Origin of the sequence: Streptomyces sp. NPDC057002 (assembly GCF_042673825.1) — a bacterium.
Lineage (GTDB): Bacteria > Actinomycetota > Actinomycetes > Streptomycetales > Streptomycetaceae > Streptomyces.
The window spans coordinates 177,893-197,591 of sequence record NZ_JBHURZ010000008.1; the positions used below are offsets into that span (position 1 = coordinate 177,893).

Below are 19,699 nucleotides of genomic sequence, written 5' to 3' on the forward strand. Positions count from 1 at the left end.
CGGTCCTACTCCACGCCGATGAGGAGCAGGGCCCCTTGCCGTCCGCCCCGGTACACGACCGTGTCGACGGCGAGATACCCCTCGCGGACCCGGCCCTCCAACTGCTCGGCGATCGCCTCGGGGGCGTCGTCGCCGAGCACCAGGGTGACCATCTCGCCCCCGGCCGCGAGCATCCGGTCCAGGACGGTCCCGGCGGTGGCCGCGACGTCCGTGCCGATCACGGCCACGTCGCCGTCGATCAGGCCGAGGACGTCGCCGGCCTGGCAGATGCCGGCCATCGTCCAGGACTGGCGCTCGGCGACGGTGACCTCGGCGTAGCGGGTCGCGCCGGCCGCCGAGGTCATCGACACCACGTCCTCGTCGAAACGGCGCTCCGGCTCGTGCACGGCCAGTGCCGCGATGCCCTGGACCGCCGAGCGGGTCGGGATGAGGGCCACGCGGATGCCCTCAGTACGGGCCTGCTCGGCCGCCGCCGCGGCGGTGTGACGCAGTTCGGCATCGTTGGGCAGCAGCACGACCTCGCGCGCGTGGGCCCGCCGTACGGCCTGCACGAGCTCGCCGCTCGCGGGCGGCTCCCCGGGGCGTGCGAGCACGGTGGTCGCGCCGGCCTCGGTGTACAGCCCGGCCAGGCCCTCGCCGGGCACGACGGCCACGACGGCGCGCTGGGCGCGCTCCCGGGGCGGCCGCTCGGCGCCGGTGGTGTGCACATCGCCGGCGCCGAAGTGCGTGATGCGGATCCGGTAGGGCCGCCCCGCCTCGATGCCGGCCTCGACGGCGGCGCCCGCGTCGTCGACATGGACATGGACGTTCCACAGCCCGTCACCGCCGACCACGACGAGGGAGTCCCCGAGGGCGTCGAGCCGCTCCCGCAATCGCGCCACGGCCGCGTCCTCGGCCTCCAGGAGGTAGATCACCTCGAAGGCGGGCCCGTCCCGGCCCGGAACGGCGGCACTGTCGGCGCACTCGTGGAGATCCTCGTCCGGGCCGGGGTGCGCCCCGACCGGGCCCTCGGCCACCTCTTCCCCGGACGCCCTGGCCCCTGGCACGCTCGCCGCACCAGCCGCACCAGCCGCACCAGCCGCACCACCGGCACCCGAAGCCGCGGCCGCAGCCACATCCTCAGCCGCGCCCTCCACCCCCGCACGCACCCGCACCGCACCCGCCGCCATCGCCCGCGGCGTCTCCCCCGTGAACGTCTCCACCAGCGCCCCGAGCACCGCCACCAGCCCTCGCCCACCGGCGTCGACCACCCCGGCGCGTTCCAGGACGGGCAGCTGGCCGGGGGTCGCGGCGAGGGCCGTGCGCGCTCCCTCGTAGGCCGCCCGGGCCACCTTCCCGCAGTCGCCCTCGGCACCGTCCGCGGCGTCGGCGGCGGCCGAGGCGACCGTGAGGACGGTGCCCTCGACGGGGTGGGCCACGGCCTGGCGGGCGGAGTCGGCCGCGTGCCGCAGGGCGAGCCGCAGGTTCTGGCCGTCGGCGTGGGCGGCCTCGTCGTGGGCCAGCACCTGGGCCATGCCGCGCAGCAGCTGGGCAAGGATGGTCCCGGAGTTCCCGCGGGCACCGATGAGCGCCCCGTGCGCCATCGCCCGGGCGGCATCGGCGAAGGTCGGCCCCTCCGGACCCGCCCCCGCCGCATGGCCCGCGAACACCGCCTCGACTGCCGCGACCGCGGACTCCACGGTCAGATACAGGTTCGTGCCGGTGTCCCCGTCCGCCACGGGGTAGACGTTGATCGCGTCGATCTCCTCACGCGCCCGCCCCAGCGTCTCGAGAGCGAGACCACACCAGGTGCGCACCGCGAGAGCATCGAAGAATGTCTGCGGCACCTGCGCCACTGCGCCTCCCTCAGCTGCTGGACGTGGCACGCAGCGTAGTCTCCGGGGCGGTCCGGACCGGAAGCGGGCCGGAGCCGGACCCCGAGCCACCATGGTAGTTTCGTTGCACTGGGGCAGTCGTTGTATGCTGCTCCGGTTGCCCGATCTCATCGGGCCGTTCCCCTGGCAACGCCACTCAGATCCTCGATCCTGATCCCGGCATGCCGGGATTATCCGTAAGTGCATCTGAAGTCTTTGGAGTGACCCGTGGCTGCCAACTGCGACGTCTGCGGCAAGGGGCCGGGCTTCGGCAACAACATCTCGCACTCGCACCGCCGTACGTCCCGCCGCTGGAACCCGAACATCCAGCGTGTGCGTACCGTGGTGGGCGGGACGCCGAAGCGCGTGAACGCTTGCACCTCGTGCATCAAGGCCGGCAAGGTCTCGCGCTGACGCTCAGCTAGCGCGCAACCACTGCTGGTTCGCTTACAGAGCCGGTCCACCTCAGGTGGACCGGCTCTTCGGCGTGTCCGGATATCCGGGAAAGGCCGGACGAGGAAAGGCCGGACGCTCAGGACCCGGCCCGGAACCGCCAGCCGTGATCGACCGGCCCGATGCCCCCGCCGAGCGCGAAGCCGGCCGCGACGGCCCCCGTGACGTACTCCTTGGCCGCCGTCACCGCCTCCGGCACCGACCGCCCCTTCGCCAGCTGTGAGGCGATCGCGGAGGCCAGGGTGCAGCCCGTGCCGTGCGTGTGCCGGTTGTCATGGCGCGGCGCCCGCAGCCAGTGCTCCTCGGAGCCGTCGGTGAGCAGATCGACGGCGTCCCCGGGCAGATGCCCGCCCTTGATCAGCACCCAGCGCGGCCCGTACCCGAGCACGGCGGCCGCGGCCTCACGCAACTGCTCCTCCGACTCGACCCGCACCCCGGTCAGCTGGGCCACCTCGTCGAGGTTAGGGGTGGCGACCGTCGCCACCGGCAGCAGCTTCGTACGGACGGAGTCCAGCGCCGAGGCGGCGAGCAGGGAGTCGCCGTGCTTCGAGACGCCCACCGGGTCGACGACCGCCGGGGCGTCCGTCCCCGCGAGCAACCCGGCCACCGCCTCCACGAGTTCCGCGGAGGCCAGCATCCCGGTCTTGACCGCCTGGACGCCGATGTCGTCGACGACACTGCGGTACTGGGCCCGCACGGCCTCCACGGGCAGCTCCCAAGCCCCCTGCACGCCGAGGGAGTTCTGCGCCGTCACCGCCGTGACGACGCTCATGCCGTGCACGCCGAGCGCGAGCATCGTCTTCAGGTCGGCCTGGATGCCCGCGCCTCCGCCGGAGTCGGAGCCTGCCACGGTGAGGACGTTGGGGATCATGACTCTATGTCTCCGAAGTGGTCCCAGCCGCCCTTGCTGGTCCACGGCGCCCCGTCGACCGTGACCTGGGGCAGCGCCGAGGGGTTGAGGACCTCGCCGATGACCTTCCAGCGGGCGGGCAGCTTCACGTCCGACGGGAACGTCGCCACGATCGCGTGGTCCTCTCCCCCGGTCAGCACCCACTGCATGGGGTCGACGCCGACGGCCTGCCCGATGTCGTTCATCTGGGTCGGGATGTCGATCGCCCCGGAGCGGATGTCGATCCGCACCTTGCTGGCCTCGGCGATGTGCCCGAGATCGGCGATCAGCCCGTCGCTCACATCGCACATCGCGGTCGCCCCGAGCCCGGCGGCGGCCGGACCCGCGTGATACGGCGGCTCGGGGCGCCGATGGGCCTCCACGAACGCGCGCGGCGAGCGGAACCCCCGCGACAGCACCGCGTACCCGGCCGCCGACCACCCGAGCCAGCCGGTCACCGCGACGAGGTCGCCGGGCTGCGCGCCCGCCCGCGTCACCGGCTCCTGGTTGCGCAGATCGCCGAGCGCCGTGATCGACACCATGATCGAGTCCCCGCGTACGACGTCACCGCCGACCACGGCGGCGCCCGCCACCTGGCACTCGTCGCGCAGGCCGTCCATCAGCTCGCTCGGCCATGTCACCGGCAGGTCGGCCGGGACGACCAGACCGAGCAGCAGCGCGGTCGGTACGGCGCCCATGGCGGCGATGTCGGCGAGGTTCTGCGCGGCCGCCTTGCGGCCCACGTCGTAGGCCGTCGACCAGTCCCGGCGGAAGTGCCGGCCCTCCACCAGGATGTCCGTACTGGCCACGACCCGGCGGTCGGGCGCGGCCACCACGGCGGCGTCGTCGCCGGGGCCGACCCGGACCGCCGGGGTGGTGGTCAGACGGGAGGTGAGCTCCCTGATGAGCCCGAACTCACCGAGCTCACCAACAGTGCCCTTCATTGCCCTTTCTCCCCTTCTGTCCCTGTCCATGCCCGGTAGCGAGGCATCTCGGGCCTCGCTACGGTCGAAGTGACCGTCAAGTTCTGCCGGACCCGGGCCCCGGCGCGCAAGACCCGGTCCCCACGGGTCTCCCCGTGGTGAGCGGCGACGCGATACCGTGGCGTTCCTTTTCCCCACATGATCCTCGTGGCCGCCCTGGAGGTTCCGTGGTACAGGCGTACATCCTGATCCAGACGGAGGTCGGCAAGGCGTCGACCGTCGCCGAGACGATCAGCAAGATCCCTGGGGTCGTCCAGGCCGAGGACGTGACAGGACCGTACGACGTCATCGTGCGGGCCCAGGCCGACACCGTCGACGATCTCGGTCGTCTGGTGGTCGCCAGGGTCCAGCAGGTGGACGGCATCACCCGCACCCTGACCTGCCCGGTCGTCCATATCTAGCCCCCGTCTACCCTGTGCCGGTGAACTCTTTCCGTCACCGGCACCGTTCTGTCTTCCGCATGGTCCGCCTGCCCGCTCTCGCGCTGTTGATCACTGTCGCGGGCTGCTCCTCAGCAGACGACAGCGCGTCGGCGGCGGTTCCCAGTCCGGGCGCCAAGGCCGTGGAACTGTGCCGGAACCTGGACAAGGTACTGCCCGCGAAGGTGGACGGTGAGCGCCGCGAGGATCCCGAGCCCGCGTCGGCGCTGACGGCGGGCTGGGGCAGCCCGGCGATCATACTGCGCTGCGGTGTTCCGCAGCCGCCCAAGATGATCGATCCGAAGGTGGCGGACGGACGTGATCCGGACGCGGTCGCCGGGGGTGTGAACGGGGTGGACTGGCTGATGGAGGAGCGGGACGACGGGGGGCACGTCTTCACCACCGCCAACCGGGAGGCGTACGTGGAAGTGCGCGTGCCCGAGGGGCCGGACAGCTCCGGGGTGCTGATCGATCTGGCTGCCGCTGTGAAAAAGGCGATCCCCGAGGGGATCGCCTCCTGACACCTCCCGCGACGCGCGGTCGATTCAGCGCAGGCCCGTCGAACGGCCAAGTGCCGCCTGCACCAGGCGGTCCACCAGCTCCGGGTAGGACACCCCGCTCGCCTGCCACATCTGCGGGTACATCGAGATGGGCGTGAAGCCGGGCATCGTGTTGATCTCGTTGATCACGAACTCGCCGTCCTCGGTGAGGAAGAAGTCCGCGCGGACCAGGCCCTCACAGGACGCCGCCTCGAAGGCGTCGACCGCCAGGCGCTGGACCTCGGCCGTCTCCTCCGGCGTCAGCGGCGCGGGCACGATCCCCGGCGTCGAGTCGATGTACTTGGCCTCGAAGTCGTAGTACGCGTGGGCCTCGGGAGTGGGGATCTCCGCGGGGGCGGAGGCGCGGGGGCCGTCCTCGAACTCCAGGACGCCGCACTCGATCTCGCGGCCGCGCAGCGCGGCCTCCACGAGGATCTTCGGGTCGTGCCGCTGGGCCTCGGCGATCGCCTCGTCGAGTCCGGAGAGGTCGTCGACCTTGGTGATGCCGATCGACGAACCGGCGCGGGCGGGCTTCACGAACAGCGGCCAGCCGTGCTCGCCGGCGAAGTCCACGATCTTCTTGCGGGCGGCGGTCTCGTCCCTCTCCCACTCGCGCGGGCGGACCACCACGTACGGGCCCACCTTGAGCCCGAAGGAGGTGAACACCCGCTTCATGTACTCCTTGTCCTGGCCGACGGCCGAGGCGAGCACACCCGAACCCACGTACGGGACTCCGGAGAGCTCCAGGAGGCCCTGGAGGGTGCCGTCCTCGCCGTACGGGCCGTGCAGCACCGGGAAGACCACGTCGACCTCGCCGAGCGCCTTGGGAACCGATCCCGGCTCGCTGTAGACGACTTCGCGGTTGGCCGGGTCGACCGGGAGGATCACTCCGCCCTCGTCCGACTCGGCGAGCGCGTCGACACTCGGCGGGCGCCGGTCGACGATCGCCATCCGCTCCGGTTCGTCCGCCGTGAGCGCCCAACGGCCGTCCTGGGTGATGCCGATCGGCAGGACGTCGTACTTGGTCCGGTCGATGGCCTTGAGGACGGCGCCGGCGGTGACCACGGAGATCCCGTGTTCGGAGCTGCGCCCGCCGAACACGACGGCCACACGCGGCTTGCGAGGCGGCTGCTCTGGGCTCTGGGGGAGGTTCTCGGTGCTCATATCGGGTTGAGAGTACCCGTTGGTAGGGCCCGGAGACAGCGCCCCCGACGTCGCGTCGCTCAGCGTCGTTCGGGCTTCGCGCTGCGCGACATCAGCTCCTTGAGGGCCACCACCGGAGGCTTGCCCTCGTGCACGATTTCGACGACCGTCTCGGTGATCGGCATGTCGACTCCGTGCCGGCGGGCCAGATCCAGCACCGACTCGCAGGACTTGACGCCCTCGGCGGTCTGCTTGGTGACCGCGATGGTCTCCTGCAGGGTCATGCCCTTGCCGAGGTTGGTGCCGAAGGTGTGGTTGCGGGACAGCGGCGAGGAACAGGTGGCCACCAGGTCGCCCAGGCCCGCGAGTCCGGAGAAGGTCAGCGGGTCGGCGCCCAGGGCCATGCCGAGCCGGGTCGTCTCGGCGAGACCGCGGGTGATGAGCGAGCCCTTGGCGTTGTCGCCGAGGCCCATGCCGTCCGCGATGCCGACGGCCAGCCCGATGACGTTCTTCACCGCGCCGCCGAGTTCACAGCCGACGACGTCGGTGTTGGTGTACGGGCGGAAGTACGGCGTGTGGCAGGCGGCCTGGAGCCGCTGCGCGACGGCCTCGTCGGTGCAGGCGACCACGGCGGCGGCCGGCATCCGCGCGGCGATCTCCCGGGCCAGGTTGGGTCCGGTGACCACGGCGATGCGGTCCGGGCCGACCTTGGCGACATCGTCGATGACCTCGCTCATCCGCATCGCGGAGCCGAGTTCGACGCCCTTCATCAGCGACACAAGGACCGTGTGCGGGGCGAGCAGCGGGCTCCACTCGGCGAGGTTGCCGCGCAGGGTCTGCGAGGGGACCGAGAGGACCGTGAAGTCGGCGTCCGCGGCGGCTTCCGCAGGATCCGTGGTGGCCCGTACGTTCTCCGGCAGCGCGACGCCCGGGAAGTAGTCGGGATTGGTCCGGGTGGAGTTGATCGCCTCCACGACCTCCGGGCGGCGCCCCCACAGGGTGACCTCGCACCCCGCGTCGGCGAGCACCATGCCGAACGCCGTACCCCACGAACCGGCGCTCAGCACCGCCGCCTTGACCGGCTTGCTCACTTGCCCAGCCCCTCTTCCTGCGCCGACTGCACCGACTGCACCGATTCCTGCCCGCCCCGCTGTGTCTGCGCCTGGGTGCGGCGCCGCTGCTCGATCCGCTCCCGGCGCGGGTCGTAGGGCGTGGCGGGTGCCTTCTCCCCGCGGATCTCCTCCAGCTGACAGGTCACGGCGGCCATGATGACCTCGGTGGCCTCCTTCAGGAGATCCGCGGTCATCTCCTGGTCGTAGAACCGCGCGAGGTCCACGGGCGGCCCGGCCAGCACGCGGTGCGTCTTGCGCGGCAGGAGGTGCGGCTTCTTCGCGTACGGCGGCAGCAGCTCGTTGCAGCCCCACTGGGCGACGGGAATCACCGGGCATTTGGTCTCCAGGGCGACGCGCGCCGCCCCGGTCTTGCCGGTCATGGGCCAGCCTTCCGGGTCGCGGGTGAGCGTGCCCTCGGGATAGAAGGCGACGCATTCACCGCGGTTCACGGCGTCGATCGCGGCCCGGAATGCGCTGAGCGCGTCCGTGCTCTCGCGGTAGACGGGGATCTGCCCGGTGCCCCGCATCGCGGCTCCGACGAATCCGCTCTTGAAAAGGCCGCTCTTCGCGAGGAATCGCGGGACGCGCCCGGTGTTGTACTGAAAGTGCGCGTAAGCGAAGGGATCAATGTGCGAATTGTGGTTCACCGCGGTGATAAATCCACCATCAACCGGAATGTGCTCGATTCCGCGCCAGTCCCGCCTGAGCAGAACCACCAGCGGCGGTTTGCAGATCACCGCAGCGAAGCGGTACCAGAAGCCGATTCTGCGGCGGGGCACGCGGACACCTTCCTCTAGGGCCTGAAGCGGGGGCCACCGGGGGGCCGCACAAGTGTCGCCCCAGGCCGCCGGTCTGTCGAGAACACCGTACGCCCCGACCCGCCCGCCGCCCGATGCCCCGGGTGACAATGACCGCGACAAGAGAGGGACGGAACACCTGTGCAGTGGACGTTGGTCGTACCCCTGAAACCCCTGGCCCAGGCCAAGAGCAGGCTTGCGGACACCGCGGACGACGGGCTGCGGCCGGGCCTGGCGCTCGCCTTCGCCCAGGACACCGTGACGGCCGCGCTGGCCTGTCCCGCGGTACGGGATGTGGCAGTCGTCACGGACGACGCCCGGGCGGGCCGTGAGCTGGCCGTACTCGGCGCCGCGATCATCCCCGACGAGCCGGGAAGCGGCCTCAACGCCGCTCTCGCACACGGGGCGGGGATCATACGGTCCACTCGCCCCGGAAGTCCGGTGGCCGCACTCAACGCCGATCTTCCGGCACTGCGCCCACCGGAATTGACTCGGGTACTCGACGCGGCCTCTGAATTCCCGCGCGCATTTCTCCCGGACGCGGCCGCAATCGGAACGACCTTGCTGGCCGCCGCCCCGGGCCGTGAATTGCTCCCGGCCTTCGGCACCGATTCCCGGGCCCGGCACCGCGCGTCCGGTGCCGTGGAACTGGGCCTCGCCGACGTGGATTCCGTACGCCAGGACGTGGACACCGGCGACGACCTGCGCAACGCGCTGGCCCTGGGGGTGGGTCCTCATACGGCCGCGGCCGCCGCGCGGTTGCTGATCCCCGGGCAGTAGGCTGCGGACATGCAGGCGACCGCTTATACGTACGACCCCGAAAGCCGCAGCGGGCAGGTGCTCCTGGACGACGGCACCCCGGTGCCCTTCGACGCGCCGGCGTTCGACGCGGGGGGTCTCAGGCTGCTGCGCCCGGGACAGCGCGTGCGTATCGAGGTGGAAGGCGCGAAGGACGACCTCAGGATCACTCTGGTGACACTGCAGACCCTCTGACCTCTGCTTGAACACGCCGCGGGCCGGACTCCATGCGGGAGTCCGGCCCGTCGCGTGAGTACCCGGCGCCCTTACTTCTTGCGGGCGGTGGTCTTCTTGGCGGTGGTCTTGCGCGCCGTCGACTTCTTGGCGGGCGCCTTCTTGGCCGTGGCCTTCTTCGCCGGGGCCTTCTTGGCGGTGGTCTTCTTCGCGGCGGTGCTCTTGGCGGTCGCCGTGGTCTTCTTGGCGGGCGCCTTCTTCGCCGTCGTCTTCTTCGCGGCCGCCGTCTTCGTGGTCGCCTTCTTCGCCGTCGTCTTCTTGGCGGCGGTCTTCTTGGCGGCGGCCTTCTTCGCGGTCGCCTTCTTCGCGGCGGCCTTCTTGACCGTCGCGCCGGCACCGCTGGTCAGGCTGCCCTTCGGCGCCTTCTTGACCGAGACCTCGCCACCACGCGGCAGCTTCTTCGAGCCGCTGACCAGGTCCTTGAAGCCCTGACCCGCGCGGAAGCGCGGAACGGAGGTCTTCTTGACCCGAACCCGCTCGCCGGTCTGGGGGTTACGGGCGTACCGAGCCGGACGGTCGACCTTCTCGAACGAACCGAAGCCGGTGACGGAAACCCGCTCACCCGAGACGACCGCGCGGACGATGGCGTCCAGTACGTGGTCGACAGCATCGGCGGCCTGCTGACGGCCGCCCATCTTGTCGGCAATCGCTTCTACGAGCTGCGCCTTGTTCACGTCTTCCCCTTCGGAGACATCGCCAGAACGAAAGTGTTCAAGCTTTTTCGCACGTTAGGCAGATATATACCGCAAATCAAACACGAAACGGGCTTCTCACCCTTGTGCCGCAACGAACTCGACGGTGTCGTCCGGTTTCAGCGTTCCTCGTCGGGGAGTCGCCCCTCGTCGAGGTCCACGGTGAACCGTTCCAGCCGCCTTGCCGCGTCGGCGAGATCGTGCTTGGCCGCGGCCGTAATGACCAGCAGCTTCCGGGTCAGCGCCATCCGTACGCCCTCCGGGACTTGCAGTGCGCGCACTTTTGCGTGCGCTTCCTTGAGTTGGCCCGCGACTGCCGCATAGAGCTCGAGTTGGCCGTCGTGTTCCATGCACAGATTGTGCCATCTGGGGCGAGTTGTCGCCTGCGCAGGGGACAACTGCCGCCGCAAACGGCCTTCCGGGCACGCGCGGAAGTCGCGGCTGTACACCTCGATTACCCCGGCAACCCCCGGCATAACGTGGGAAGTTGAGCGGCGCCCTCCGGACGGACAGGGCCGTTCGGGTGCAGACACGGCTGTACCCCCGATCGGGCTGATCGGGGGTACAGAGGGGGTGTTGCGGTGGCCGAAAGTCGCCTTGTTCAGAGGCGGCGGATCGTGCTCCGGATCAGAGCTGGATCGTCTGCGGCTTGAAGGCGGGACGCTTCGCCTCGTACGCGGCGATGTCCTCCTCGTTCTGGAGGGTGATCGAGATGTCGTCGAGGCCGTTCAGCAGCCGCCAGCGGGAGTTCTCGTCCAGCTCGAAGGAGGCGGTGATGCCCTCGGCGCGCACCTCGCGGGCCACCAGGTCGACGGTGATCTCGGCCTGCGGGTCCTTCTCCGCGAGCTCCCACAGCGCGTCCACGATCTTCTGCTCCAGAACGACCGTGAGCAGGCCGTTCTTGAGCGAGTTGCCACGGAAGATATCGGCGAAGCGGGAGGAGATCACGGCCTTGAAGCCGTAGTTCTGCAGTGCCCAGACGGCGTGCTCACGGGAGGAGCCGGTGCCGAAGTCGGGGCCGGCGACCAGGACGGTCGCGCCCTGCCGCTCGGGCTGGTTGAGCACGAACGACTCGTCCTTGCGCCAGGCCTCGAACAGCCCGTCCTCGAACCCGTCGCGCGTGACCTTCTTGAGCCAGTGGGCGGGGATGATCTGGTCGGTGTCGACGTTGCTGCGGCGCAGCGGGACGGCCCGGCCGGTGTGGGTGGTGAAGGCTTCCATGACTGATCAGACTCCAGCGGGCGTACGGGTGTCGGCGGACAGGTCGGCCGGGGAGGCCAGGTGGCCCAGGACGGCGGTCGCGGCCGCGACCTGCGGCGACACCAGGTGCGTACGGCCGCCCTTGCCCTGCCGGCCCTCGAAGTTGCGGTTGGAGGTGGACGCGGAGCGCTCACCCGGGGCCAGCTGGTCGGGGTTCATGCCCAGACACATCGAGCAGCCCGCGTGCCGCCATTCGGCGCCGGCGTCCTTGAAGACGACGTCCAGACCCTCGGAAACGGCCTGCAGACCGACCCGCGCGGAGCCAGGGACGACCAGCATCCGTACGCCGTCGGCGACTTTGCGGTCCTTCACGATCTCGGCCGCGGCACGCAGGTCCTCGATGCGGCCGTTGGTGCAGGAGCCTACGAAGACGGTGTCCACCTTGATGGAGCGCAGCGGCTGCCCCGCCTCCAACCCCATGTACTCCAGGGCCTTTTCGGCGGCGAAGCGCTCCGATGCGTCTTCGTACGAAGCAGGGTCGGGGACGGACGCCGAAAGGGGTGCGCCCTGGCCGGGGTTGGTGCCCCAGGTGACGAACGGCGCCAGCTCGGTGGCGTCGATGACGACCTCGGCGTCGAACTCGGCGTCCTCGTCCGTCCTGAGCGTCTTCCAGTACTCGACGGCCGCGTCCCAGTCGGCGCCCTCGGGGGCGTGCGGACGGCCCTGGAGGTACGCGAAGGTGGTCTCGTCCGGGGCGATCATGCCCGCGCGGGCACCGGCCTCGATCGACATGTTGCAGATGGTCATGCGGGCCTCCATCGAGAGCTGCTCGATGGCCTCGCCGCGGTACTCCAGCACGTAGCCCTGGCCGCCGCCGGTGCCGATCTGCGCGATGATCGCCAGGATCAGGTCCTTGGCGGTGACACCGTCGGGCAGTTCCCCGTTGACCGTGATCGCCATGGTCTTCGGGCGGGACATCGGCAGCGTCTGGGTGGCCAGCACGTGCTCCACCTGGGAGGTGCCGATGCCGAACGCCAGGGCGCCGAAGGCACCGTGCGTGGAGGTGTGCGAGTCACCGCAGACGACGGTGGTGCCGGGCTGGGTCAGCCCAAGCTGCGGGCCGACGACGTGCACGACGCCCTGCTCGACGTCGCCCAGCGGGTGCAGGCGCACGCCGAAGTCGGCGGCGTTCTTGCGCAGCGTCTCCAGCTGGATCCGGGAGACCGGGTCGGCGATGGGCTTGTCGATGTCGAGGGTGGGGGTGTTGTGGTCCTCGGTGGCGATGGTGAGGTCGAGGCGCCGCACCTTGCGGCCGCTCTTGCGGAGGCCGTCGAAGGCCTGCGGGCTGGTCACCTCGTGCAGCAGGTGCAGATCGATGAAGAGAAGGTCGGGCTCGCCCTCGGCGCGCCGGACGACATGGTCGTCCCAGACTTTCTCCGCGAGTGTCCTACCCATCGCTGTTCCCTCCGGCCGACGACGATCCGCCGGCCCAACTAGAGATCTTGAGGAGGCGGGCCCGCGCCCCTGGATTCCGGGCATCCGCCGCCAGGCCCGTACGTCACGGGCCGTTGTGACTTCGTGTCTTCAAGAGTGGCGGGTTCCACGGAAAATTGAACTTGCGTTTCACAGAGTGAGACGCGAGTATCGTTTCATGGACAACAGTAGCGGCGTCGGCGTTCTGGACAAGGCGGCCCTCGTCCTGAGCGCTCTGGAGTCCGGTCCGGCCACCCTCGCGGGCCTGGTCGGTGCCACCGGACTGGCACGACCCACGGCCCACCGCCTGGCCGTGGCCCTGGAACACCACCGCATGGTGGCGCGCGACATGCAGGGCCGTTTCATTCTCGGCCCCCGCCTGGCAGAACTCGCCGCGGCCGCGGGTGAGGACCGTCTCCTCGCCACCGCCGGCCCGGTGCTCACCCACGTCCGTGACATCACGGGCGAGAGCGCGCAGCTCTACCGCCGCCAAGGCGACATGCGGATCTGCGTCGCGGCGGCGGAGCGTCTGTCCGGTCTCCGGGACACGGTCCCGGTCGGCTCGACGCTCACGATGAAGGCCGGCTCCTCGGCACAGATCCTGCTGGCCTGGGAGGAGCCGGAGCGGCTGCACCGCGGCCTGCAGGGCGCCCGCTTCACGGCGACGGCCCTGTCGGGTGTACGGCGCCGGGGCTGGGCCCAGTCGATCGGCGAGCGCGAGCCGGGTGTCGCGTCCGTCTCCGCGCCGGTGCGGGGGCCGTCGAACCGTGTGGTGGCGGCCGTGTCGGTGTCCGGGCCGATCGAGCGCCTGACGCGTCACCCGGGGCGGATGCATGCGCAGGCTGTGATCGATGCGGCGGGGCGCCTCTCCGAGGCGCTGCGACGCACTGGCTGAACCGACGGGGTGCTCTCGGGGAAGGTCGGCCTCAACGCCGCGGCAGGCTTTCCCCGACTCAGCGCCATGACAGGGGCGGATTCATCGTCGAGTGCGGGCCGTCAGTGGTTGCTCGCGCGGTTCCCCGCGCCCCTGGGACATACACAGAAGGCCCCTCACCGAGGTGAGGGGCCTTCGTAGTGCGTACCCCCGACCGGATTCGAACCGGCGCTACCGCCTTGAGAGGGCGGCGTGCTAGGCCGCTACACAACGGGGGCGTGGAGCCTGCGTTTCCGCAGGTCCGAGCTGGTCTACCTGGACTCGAACCAAGACTAACTGAACCAGAATCAGCCGTGCTGCCAATTACACCATAGACCAATGTGGTTTAGACCAGTCAGTACCCCCGACCGGATTCGAACCGGCGCTACCGCCTTGAGAGGGCGGCGTGCTAGGCCGCTACACAACGGGGGCCCTAGCAGTTCCGAGATGATCGTCGATCCTTCGGAACCCTGTACCCCCGACCGGATTCGAACCGGCGCTACCGCCTTGAGAGGGCGGCGTGCTAGGCCGCTACACAACGGGGGCCTTGCAGATGAGCTCTGCGAGCTGGCCTACCTGGACTCGAACCAAGACTAACTGAACCAGAATCAGTCGTGCTGCCAATTACACCATAGGCCACTGGAACGCAAGCCCCTGAGGGGGTTCTTGTTCTAGTAATGCGCCTGGGGTTCCTGCCTTCCGGCCCGCTCCCCGCGGCGCAGGAAGAACATTACCTGAAGGTGGACGGGGCTCCAAAACGACTATCCGTGCCGAGCAGAGAGGGCAGTTCGGCGAGGGAGGCGATGCGGTGCGGACCGACGGGCGGCTCGATCGTGGCGTACATGCCGCCGCGGTCGATCCACACCGACAGCAGCCCGGCGTCGGCGGCGCCCCGCCCGTCGATCTCCGGGTGGTCACCGACGTAGGCGACCTGGTGGGGCGGCAGATCGAGGGCCGTGCAGGCGGCGAGGAACGCGCCGGCCTCGGGCTTGGAGACGCCGAGCTCGGCGGCGCACAGGATGCTCTCGAAGCGGTCGTGGACGCCGAGGACGCGCAGCTTGTGATCCTGGACGTGGATGCTGGAGTTGGAGAGCACGGCGTGCCGGTGGCTGGCGGCGAGGGCGTCGAGGACGGGCAGGACGTCCGGGAAGAGGGTCCAGACCTCCTCGTAGTGGGCGCGGTAGCGCCGGAACCACGCGTCGGCCTCGGCGTCGGTCAGCTCCCGGCCCAGGAACACCCGTACGCGGTCGCGCCGCTGGGCCTCGAAGGTGGCCTCCCCCGCCGCGAAGCGCGCCCATTGCAGATCGGTGATCTCCCGCCAGCGGGCGAGGGCCTGGTCGACGGTGTCGTAGTCGTCGAGCAGGCCCTCGGTCGTCAGGTGGGCGCTCATGCCGAGGCGGTCGGCGCTGGTGTAGTCGAAGAGGGTGTCGTCGACGTCCCAGACCACGGCTTGGATGCTCATGGTGCGACCGTACCCACCGCGCCCCGCGCTCAGCCCAGGGTCATGGTGCCGGAGAGCGTGAGGTCCGGCCCCTGGCCGTCGCGGGGGCGGGCGCTGAGCTTCCAGGTGTAGCCGCCGGACGGGGCCCCGGCGCCGGTGTCGGTGGTGCCGTCCCAGGCGGGGCGTACGGCTGCTCCGGTAGAGGCGCCGGTCAGGGTGCGGACGACGGTGCCGGCGGCCGTGGTCAGGGTCAGGGTCCAGGTGGACGGCTTGTTCAGCTGCCAGACCGGTGACCAGGGGAACGATCTGCCGATCACGGACGGCGAGTAGACCTGGGCCTCCGTCTGCGCGAGCGGTGAGGTGGGGACGCCGCTGGGGACGATCGACACCTCGCCGTAGGTGCCGTTGAGGTAGGCGATGTGGCCGCCGAAGCGGTCGACGGCCCAGCGGCCGTTGCTGCCGCCGGTGTTCTGGTCGGCGGTCGGCAGCTTCACCAGGGTGCGGGTAGTGGCCGTACCCGTGTGGAAGTCGGTGAGCAGCAGGTCGTGGGTGGTGCGGTTCTCGCGGAGCAGGAAGCCGTCGGCGAGGCGGGCCGGGCCGATGTCGGCCGGGACCGTGATCTTGCGGTTGGTGGCCCGGTCGTAGACGCCCGCCGAGGTGCCGCAGGACCAGTACAGCCAGGTGTTGACGGCCTGGATGTCGGTGGGGGTGCAGGGGGCGCCGGTGGCGATGGTGGTGGTCGTGCCGGTCTTGAGGTTGCGGCCGGTGACCGCGCCCTGGGTGCTGCCCGGGGTCCACAGGGTCTGCCCCCAGACCGCTGCGGCGGTGCGGTCGCGGGTGAGGGTGGTCTCGCCGCCGGTCGCGCCGCGCGGGAAGTCGACCACCCGCTGCTTGCCGGAGGCGCCGTTGTAGAGCACGTAGCGGCCGGTGCTGCCGCCGATCCGGCCGCCGGAGTCGCCGTCCGTGGGCTCGCTGAGCGTGGTGGTGGTGTCGAGGCCGACGTTGAGGACGGATTCCTGGCCCGTCCCGTCGGTCCACAGCTGGCCGACCCGGCCGTCGCCCAGGGCCTCCAGCTGGGGGCAGGCGGCGTCGCCGGAGAGGCAGGTGGGGGCGGCCAGGGCCGGGCTGCGGCGGGTCTGCTCACCGGTGGGACGGCCGTCGGAGGCCAGCTGGAAGCCGCTGTAGCGGAGCGAGGCGCCCGGTGTCGCGCCGTAGAGGAACAACTCGCCACCGGCGACGGCCAGTCCCTGTACTCCGGTCGCGGCGGCGGGGACCCGGGCCACCTTGGTGGTGGTGAGGCCGCCGCTGCCGGTGAGGGTGATCCGGTGGATGTCCCAGTCGAGGCTGGAGGGGCCCGCGGTGGCCAGTGCTCCGCCGTCCAGGGTCGGGCCGATTCCGCCGAAGGACGAGGTGAGCACGGTGCTCGAGGCGCCCGTGACGAGGGAACGGGCGGTCAGCGCGGCCTCGGTGCCGCCCAGGACGAACATCGGGTTGCCGAGCAGGAGTTGGTCGCCGACGACGGCTTCGAGCTGGGCGTCGGTCCTGGTGAGGGCGGTGGGCTCGGTGCCGGGTTCGGCGTCCACCCGGATCGCCTTCCAGTCGGCGACCAGCCAGCGGTCGTTGAAGGCGAGCTGCGGGGTCGCCTCGGCGCTGGTCACGTACGTGCGGAAGGCGCCGTCGGAGAGGTCGGCCAGGCCCACGGACGTCTTGCCGTCCAGCACGTAGACGATCGCGAGACGGCCGACCGAGCCGCCGGTGCGGTAGAGGACGGGCCGGGCGCCGGCCGGGAAGCCGGTGACCGGGGTGTCCGTGGTGGCGCCGCCGGCGGCGGCGCGCAGGACGTGCAGGGCGCCGGTGCCGTCCATGGTCAGCACGCTCCAGCCCGCGGCGGCCCGGTAGGCGTGGCCGGAGGGGATCGTGACGGTGGCGGTGATGCCTGTGGAGCGGTGCCTCTGGGTGACGGCCTGGCCGTCGCGGGTGTTCACGACGTCGGTGCCGCTGGCCAGGTCGTCCGGGCCGGCGTGGGCAGGGGGGACCGCGTCGGGGTAGTCCACCGTGGTGACCGAGGTGGTTCCCGGCCGGTACTGGAAGCCGGACGCGCCGGCCCACGGGTAGTCGACGGTCACGCGCTTCTCGGTGACGAGCCGCACCGTGCCCACCGGCGCGTCGGCGGCGGGTGCCGCCTGCGCGGGTGCGGCCGGCAGCACGGTGCAGGACAGGGCCACCACCCCGCCGACGGCCGCGTGGACAAGTCTTCGTGAACGGCTCATGTTCCCTCCCCCGGTACCAGGGCGCACACGCGCACCGTGTGCACAGGGGGCATCCAACGTCTCCGCAGGGGACGGGAGTTGGCCGGAAGGGTGAACTCCGGGTGACGGCTGGGCGGACACGACGAGGGCGGCGTCCGCAGCGGACGCCGCCCTCGTGGTGGGTGGGTGCGTTACGCGGCCAGCTTCGCCAGCGCCGCGTCGATCCGGGCGAGGGTCCGCTCCTTGCCCAGGACCTCCAGGGACTCGAACAGCGGCAGGCCGACCGTGCGCCCGGTGACGGCGACACGGACGGGGGCCTGGGCCTTGCCGAGCTTGAGGCCGTGTGCCTCACCGGCGGCCAGGACGGCCTCCTTCAGCGACTCGGCGGAGGTCCAGTCGGCGGCCTCCAGCTTCTCGCGGGCGGTGCGCAGGAGGGCGTCCGAGCCTTCCTTCATGGCCTTGGTCCAGCTGGCCTCGTCCTCGACCGGCTCCGCCAGGAACAGGAAGTCGACGTTGTCGGTGATCTCGGAGAGCACCTTGAGGCGGGTCTGCGCGTGCGGAGCGATGGCCTGCCACTTCGCCTCGTCGAAGGCCTCCGGGGCCCAGGGGGCGAACGGGGCCTGGAGCCAGGGGCGGCAGCGCTCGGTGAAGTCCTTCACATCCAGCAGACGGATGTGGTCGCTGTTGATGGCCTCGCACTTCTTCAGGTCGAAGCGGGCCGGGTTGGGGTTCACGTCGGAGATCTCGAACGCCGCGGTCATCTCGTCGATCGAGAAGACGTCCTGGTCGGCCGAGAGGGACCAGCCGAGCAGGGAGAGGTAGTTGAGCAGGCCCTCGGGGAGGAAGCCGCGCTCCCGGTAGAGGTTGAGGGACGACTGGGGGTCGCGCTTGGAGAGCTTCTTGTTGCCCTCGCCCATGACGTAGGGCAGGTGGCCGAAGGAGGGGATCTCCTTGGCGATGCCCAGCTCCGCCAGCGCCTTGTACAGGGCGATCTGGCGCGGGGTGGAGGAGAGCAGGTCCTCGCCGCGCAGGACGTGGGTGATCTCCATCAGGGCGTCGTCGACCGGGTTGACCAGCGTGTAGAGCGGGGCGCCGTTGGCGCGGACGATGCCGTAGTCCGGGACGTTCTCCGGGGTGAAGGTCAGCTCGCCGCGGACCAGGTCGGTGAAGGTGATCGTCTCGTCGGGCATCCGGAAGCGGACGATCGGCTCCCGGCCCTGGGCCTGGTACTCCTCGACCTGGGCGTCGGTCAGCTCGCGGCAGTGGCCGTCGTAGCCGGAGGGCTTGCCGGCGGCGCGGGCGGCCTCGCGGCGGGTGTCCAGCTCGTCCTGAGAGCAGTAGCAGCGGTAGGCGTGGCCGGCGTCGAGCAGCTTCCGCGCGACGTCCTTGTACAGGTCCATGCGCTGCGACTGGCGGTACGGCGCGTGCGGGCCGCCGATCTCGGGGCCCTCGTCCCAGTCGAAGCCCAGCCAGCGCATCGAGTCGAGCAGCTGGGTGTACGACTCCTCGGAGTCGCGGGCCGCGTCGGTGTCCTCGATGCGGAAGACCAGAGTGCCCTGGTGGTGCTTGGCGAACGCCCAGTTGAACAGGGCGGTGCGCACCAGGCCCACGTGGGGGTTACCGGTGGGCGAGGGACAGAAACGGACGCGTACGGGAGTGCCGGGTGCGCTAGCCACGCTTGACAACCTTGTTGGTGAGAGTGCCGATGCCTTCGATGGTGACGGCGACCTCGTCGCCGACGTTCAGGGGGCCGACCCCAGCCGGGGTGCCCGTGAGGATCACGTCGCCGGGGAGCAGCGTCATGGCCTCGGAGATGTTGACGATCAGGTCCTCGATGGGGTGGATCATCTCGCTCGTACGGCCCAGCTGGCGCTGCTGGCCGTTGACCGTGAGCTGGATGGTGAGGTCGGCCGGGTCCAGGTCCGTCTCCACCCAGGGGCCCAGCGGGCAGGAGGAGTCGAAGCCCTTGGCCCGGGCCCACTGCTTCTCGCGCCGCTGGACGTCGCGGGCCGTGATGTCGTTGGCGCAGGTGTAGCCGAAGATCACGTCCCGGACGCGCTCGCGCGGGACCTCGCGGCACATCCGGCCGATGACGACGGCCAGCTCTGCCTCGTGGTGCAGCTCCTCGGAGAAGGAGGGGTACTGGATGTCGTCGCCGGGGCCGATCACCGAGGTGGAGGGCTTGAAGAAGGCGAAGGGGGCGTCGGGGACCTCGTTGCCGAGTTCCCTGGCGTGCTCGGCGTAGTTGCGGCCGAAGGCCACGACCTTGTTGGGGAGCACCGGGGGCAGCAGCCTGACCTTGCTCACCGGCACCTTCGTACCGGAGAGTTCGAAGTCCGCGAACGGGATGCCCTTGATGATGTCCAGGACGAGCTCGTCCTGCTTTTCGCCCTCGATGGCGCCGAAGGCGACGTTCCCGTCGATGGAGAATCTGGCGATGCGCACGGGATGCTTGGCCCCTTGACTGAAGCGGCTGGAGTCTGACGCTCCAGGCTAACGCGGGCGGGTGTC

Annotated in this window: 20 protein-coding genes and 5 tRNA genes; 6 read left to right on the forward strand and 19 right to left on the reverse strand. The window is 70.6% G+C overall.

Annotation, left to right across the window (positions count from 1 at the left end):
* Positions 1–5 precede the first annotated feature (5 nt).
* Positions 6–1,835: a DAK2 domain-containing protein gene (locus ACFT32_RS33990; protein ID WP_382496952.1), complete on the reverse strand. Its 1,830-nt coding sequence runs from the start codon at positions 1,833–1,835 to the stop codon at positions 6–8.
* Between the two features lie 246 nt (positions 1,836–2,081).
* On the opposite strand from ACFT32_RS33990, the gene rpmB reads away from it, so the two are divergent.
* Complete coding sequence (gene rpmB, locus ACFT32_RS33995) at positions 2,082–2,267, forward strand: 50S ribosomal protein L28 (protein WP_003993230.1); 186 nt, start codon at positions 2,082–2,084, stop codon at positions 2,265–2,267.
* Between the two features lie 118 nt (positions 2,268–2,385).
* On the opposite strand, the gene thiD is transcribed toward rpmB, so the two are convergent.
* Positions 2,386–3,177 carry a bifunctional hydroxymethylpyrimidine kinase/phosphomethylpyrimidine kinase gene (gene thiD / locus ACFT32_RS34000; RefSeq protein ID WP_382496955.1) on the reverse strand — a complete coding sequence of 264 codons (792 nt, stop codon included), beginning with the start codon at positions 3,175–3,177 and terminating at the stop codon, positions 2,386–2,388.
* Entirely contained in the window at positions 3,174–4,139 is a 966-nt protein-coding gene (locus ACFT32_RS34005; RefSeq protein WP_382496958.1) for a thiamine-phosphate kinase, read from the reverse strand. The genes thiD and ACFT32_RS34005 overlap by 4 nt, the downstream gene beginning before the upstream one ends.
* Before the next feature lie 206 nt (positions 4,140–4,345).
* Here ACFT32_RS34005 and ACFT32_RS34010 point away from each other — a divergent pair, with 206 nt between their 5' ends.
* A complete protein-coding gene (locus ACFT32_RS34010; RefSeq protein ID WP_193481916.1) occupies positions 4,346–4,579 on the forward strand; it encodes an Lrp/AsnC family transcriptional regulator in 234 nt (77 codons plus the stop codon).
* A 20-nt stretch (positions 4,580–4,599) separates the two neighbouring features.
* Positions 4,600–5,118: a DUF3515 domain-containing protein gene (locus ACFT32_RS34015; protein ID WP_382496960.1), complete on the forward strand. Its 519-nt coding sequence runs from the start codon at positions 4,600–4,602 to the stop codon at positions 5,116–5,118.
* Positions 5,119–5,142: 24 nt separating this feature from the next.
* On the opposite strand, the gene ACFT32_RS34020 is transcribed toward ACFT32_RS34015, so the two are convergent.
* The 3 genes from ACFT32_RS34020 to ACFT32_RS34030 are packed head-to-tail and all read right to left on the reverse strand — an operon-like array spanning position 5,143 to position 8,170.
* Entirely contained in the window at positions 5,143–6,300 is a 1,158-nt protein-coding gene (locus tag ACFT32_RS34020) for a D-alanine--D-alanine ligase family protein (protein WP_382496963.1), read from the reverse strand.
* A gap of 59 nt (positions 6,301–6,359) precedes the next feature.
* Positions 6,360–7,370: an NAD(P)H-dependent glycerol-3-phosphate dehydrogenase gene (locus tag ACFT32_RS34025; RefSeq protein WP_382496966.1), complete on the reverse strand. Its 1,011-nt coding sequence runs from the start codon at positions 7,368–7,370 to the stop codon at positions 6,360–6,362.
* Positions 7,367–8,170: a lysophospholipid acyltransferase family protein gene (locus ACFT32_RS34030; RefSeq protein WP_382496969.1), complete on the reverse strand. Its 804-nt coding sequence runs from the start codon at positions 8,168–8,170 to the stop codon at positions 7,367–7,369. Before ACFT32_RS34030 ends, ACFT32_RS34025 begins: the two co-directional genes overlap by 4 nt.
* Before the next feature lie 159 nt (positions 8,171–8,329).
* Here ACFT32_RS34030 and cofC point away from each other — a divergent pair, with 159 nt between their 5' ends.
* Together cofC and ACFT32_RS34040 are read left to right on the forward strand one after the other, a co-directional pair.
* The gene (gene cofC / locus ACFT32_RS34035) at positions 8,330–8,968 is read left to right on the forward strand and encodes a 2-phospho-L-lactate guanylyltransferase (protein WP_382496971.1); all 639 of its coding nucleotides are present in this window, start codon (positions 8,330–8,332) and stop codon (positions 8,966–8,968) included.
* A gap of 9 nt (positions 8,969–8,977) precedes the next feature.
* Positions 8,978–9,181, forward strand: a complete 204-nt coding sequence (locus tag ACFT32_RS34040) for a hypothetical protein (protein ID WP_184598572.1) — start codon at positions 8,978–8,980, stop codon at positions 9,179–9,181.
* A gap of 71 nt (positions 9,182–9,252) precedes the next feature.
* Here the strand turns inward: ACFT32_RS34040 and ACFT32_RS34045 are convergent, their stop codons facing one another.
* The 4 genes from ACFT32_RS34045 to leuC form a co-directional block, all read right to left on the reverse strand.
* Positions 9,253–9,894 (reverse strand): HU family DNA-binding protein, encoded by a 642-nt coding sequence (locus ACFT32_RS34045; protein ID WP_382496975.1) that lies wholly within the window; start codon positions 9,892–9,894, stop codon positions 9,253–9,255.
* A 137-nt stretch (positions 9,895–10,031) separates the two neighbouring features.
* Positions 10,032–10,262: a hypothetical protein gene (locus tag ACFT32_RS34050; protein ID WP_382496977.1), complete on the reverse strand. Its 231-nt coding sequence runs from the start codon at positions 10,260–10,262 to the stop codon at positions 10,032–10,034.
* 277 nt (positions 10,263–10,539) lie between these two features.
* Positions 10,540–11,133, reverse strand: coding sequence for a 3-isopropylmalate dehydratase small subunit (leuD, locus tag ACFT32_RS34055; protein WP_382496979.1), 594 nt, complete (start codon positions 11,131–11,133; stop codon positions 10,540–10,542).
* A 6-nt stretch (positions 11,134–11,139) separates the two neighbouring features.
* Positions 11,140–12,567, reverse strand: a complete 1,428-nt coding sequence (gene leuC / locus ACFT32_RS34060; protein WP_382496981.1) for a 3-isopropylmalate dehydratase large subunit — start codon at positions 12,565–12,567, stop codon at positions 11,140–11,142.
* A 196-nt stretch (positions 12,568–12,763) separates the two neighbouring features.
* Between leuC and ndgR the strand changes: the two genes are divergently transcribed.
* Positions 12,764–13,480 (forward strand): IclR family transcriptional regulator NdgR, encoded by a 717-nt coding sequence (gene ndgR, locus ACFT32_RS34065; protein WP_184598579.1) that lies wholly within the window; start codon positions 12,764–12,766, stop codon positions 13,478–13,480.
* 184 nt (positions 13,481–13,664) lie between these two features.
* Here ndgR and ACFT32_RS34070 read toward each other — a convergent pair.
* The 9 genes from ACFT32_RS34070 to ACFT32_RS34110 all read right to left on the reverse strand — a co-directional run bounded on the left by ACFT32_RS34070 (position 13,665) and on the right by ACFT32_RS34110 (position 19,633).
* Positions 13,665–13,737, reverse strand: a tRNA-Glu gene (locus tag ACFT32_RS34070).
* Positions 13,738–13,765: 28 nt separating this feature from the next.
* A tRNA-Gln gene (locus ACFT32_RS34075) sits at positions 13,766–13,837 on the reverse strand.
* Positions 13,838–13,857: 20 nt separating this feature from the next.
* Positions 13,858–13,930, reverse strand: a tRNA-Glu gene (locus ACFT32_RS34080).
* 41 nt (positions 13,931–13,971) lie between these two features.
* Positions 13,972–14,044, reverse strand: a tRNA-Glu gene (locus tag ACFT32_RS34085).
* A gap of 21 nt (positions 14,045–14,065) precedes the next feature.
* Positions 14,066–14,137 (reverse strand) — tRNA-Gln (locus ACFT32_RS34090).
* 91 nt (positions 14,138–14,228) lie between these two features.
* Positions 14,229–14,960 (reverse strand): HAD family hydrolase, encoded by a 732-nt coding sequence (locus ACFT32_RS34095; RefSeq protein ID WP_382496983.1) that lies wholly within the window; start codon positions 14,958–14,960, stop codon positions 14,229–14,231.
* A 29-nt stretch (positions 14,961–14,989) separates the two neighbouring features.
* Complete coding sequence (locus ACFT32_RS34100; protein WP_382496985.1) at positions 14,990–17,209, reverse strand: FlgD immunoglobulin-like domain containing protein; 2,220 nt, start codon at positions 17,207–17,209, stop codon at positions 14,990–14,992.
* Positions 17,210–17,379: 170 nt separating this feature from the next.
* Positions 17,380–18,864 carry a glutamate--tRNA ligase gene (gene gltX, locus ACFT32_RS34105; protein ID WP_382496987.1) on the reverse strand — a complete coding sequence of 495 codons (1,485 nt, stop codon included), beginning with the start codon at positions 18,862–18,864 and terminating at the stop codon, positions 17,380–17,382.
* Positions 18,857–19,633 (reverse strand): fumarylacetoacetate hydrolase family protein, encoded by a 777-nt coding sequence (locus ACFT32_RS34110; RefSeq protein WP_382496989.1) that lies wholly within the window; start codon positions 19,631–19,633, stop codon positions 18,857–18,859. The genes gltX and ACFT32_RS34110 overlap by 8 nt, the downstream gene beginning before the upstream one ends.
* Between the last annotated feature and the right edge of the window lie 66 nt (positions 19,634–19,699).

What these genes read in the sequence shown, in the direction of transcription:
- thiD (WP_382496955.1), bottom strand. Translation starts at nt 3,177, where the DNA reads ATGATCCCCAACGTCCTCACCGTGGCAGGCTCCGACTCCGGCGGAGGC.
- ACFT32_RS34005 (WP_382496958.1), bottom strand. Translation starts at nt 4,139, where the DNA reads ATGAAGGGCACTGTTGGTGAGCTCGGTGAGTTCGGGCTCATCAGGGAG.
- ACFT32_RS34020 (WP_382496963.1), bottom strand. Translation starts at nt 6,300, where the DNA reads ATGAGCACCGAGAACCTCCCCCAGAGCCCAGAGCAGCCGCCTCGCAAG.
- ACFT32_RS34040 (WP_184598572.1), top strand. Translation starts at nt 8,978, where the DNA reads ATGCAGGCGACCGCTTATACGTACGACCCCGAAAGCCGCAGCGGGCAG.
- ACFT32_RS34050 (WP_382496977.1), bottom strand. Translation starts at nt 10,262, where the DNA reads ATGGAACACGACGGCCAACTCGAGCTCTATGCGGCAGTCGCGGGCCAA.
- leuD (WP_382496979.1), bottom strand. Translation starts at nt 11,133, where the DNA reads ATGGAAGCCTTCACCACCCACACCGGCCGGGCCGTCCCGCTGCGCCGC.
- leuC (WP_382496981.1), bottom strand. Translation starts at nt 12,567, where the DNA reads ATGGGTAGGACACTCGCGGAGAAAGTCTGGGACGACCATGTCGTCCGG.
- ndgR (WP_184598579.1), top strand. Translation starts at nt 12,764, where the DNA reads ATGGACAACAGTAGCGGCGTCGGCGTTCTGGACAAGGCGGCCCTCGTC.
- ACFT32_RS34095 (WP_382496983.1), bottom strand. Translation starts at nt 14,960, where the DNA reads ATGAGCATCCAAGCCGTGGTCTGGGACGTCGACGACACCCTCTTCGAC.
- ACFT32_RS34100 (WP_382496985.1), bottom strand. Translation starts at nt 17,209, where the DNA reads ATGAGCCGTTCACGAAGACTTGTCCACGCGGCCGTCGGCGGGGTGGTG.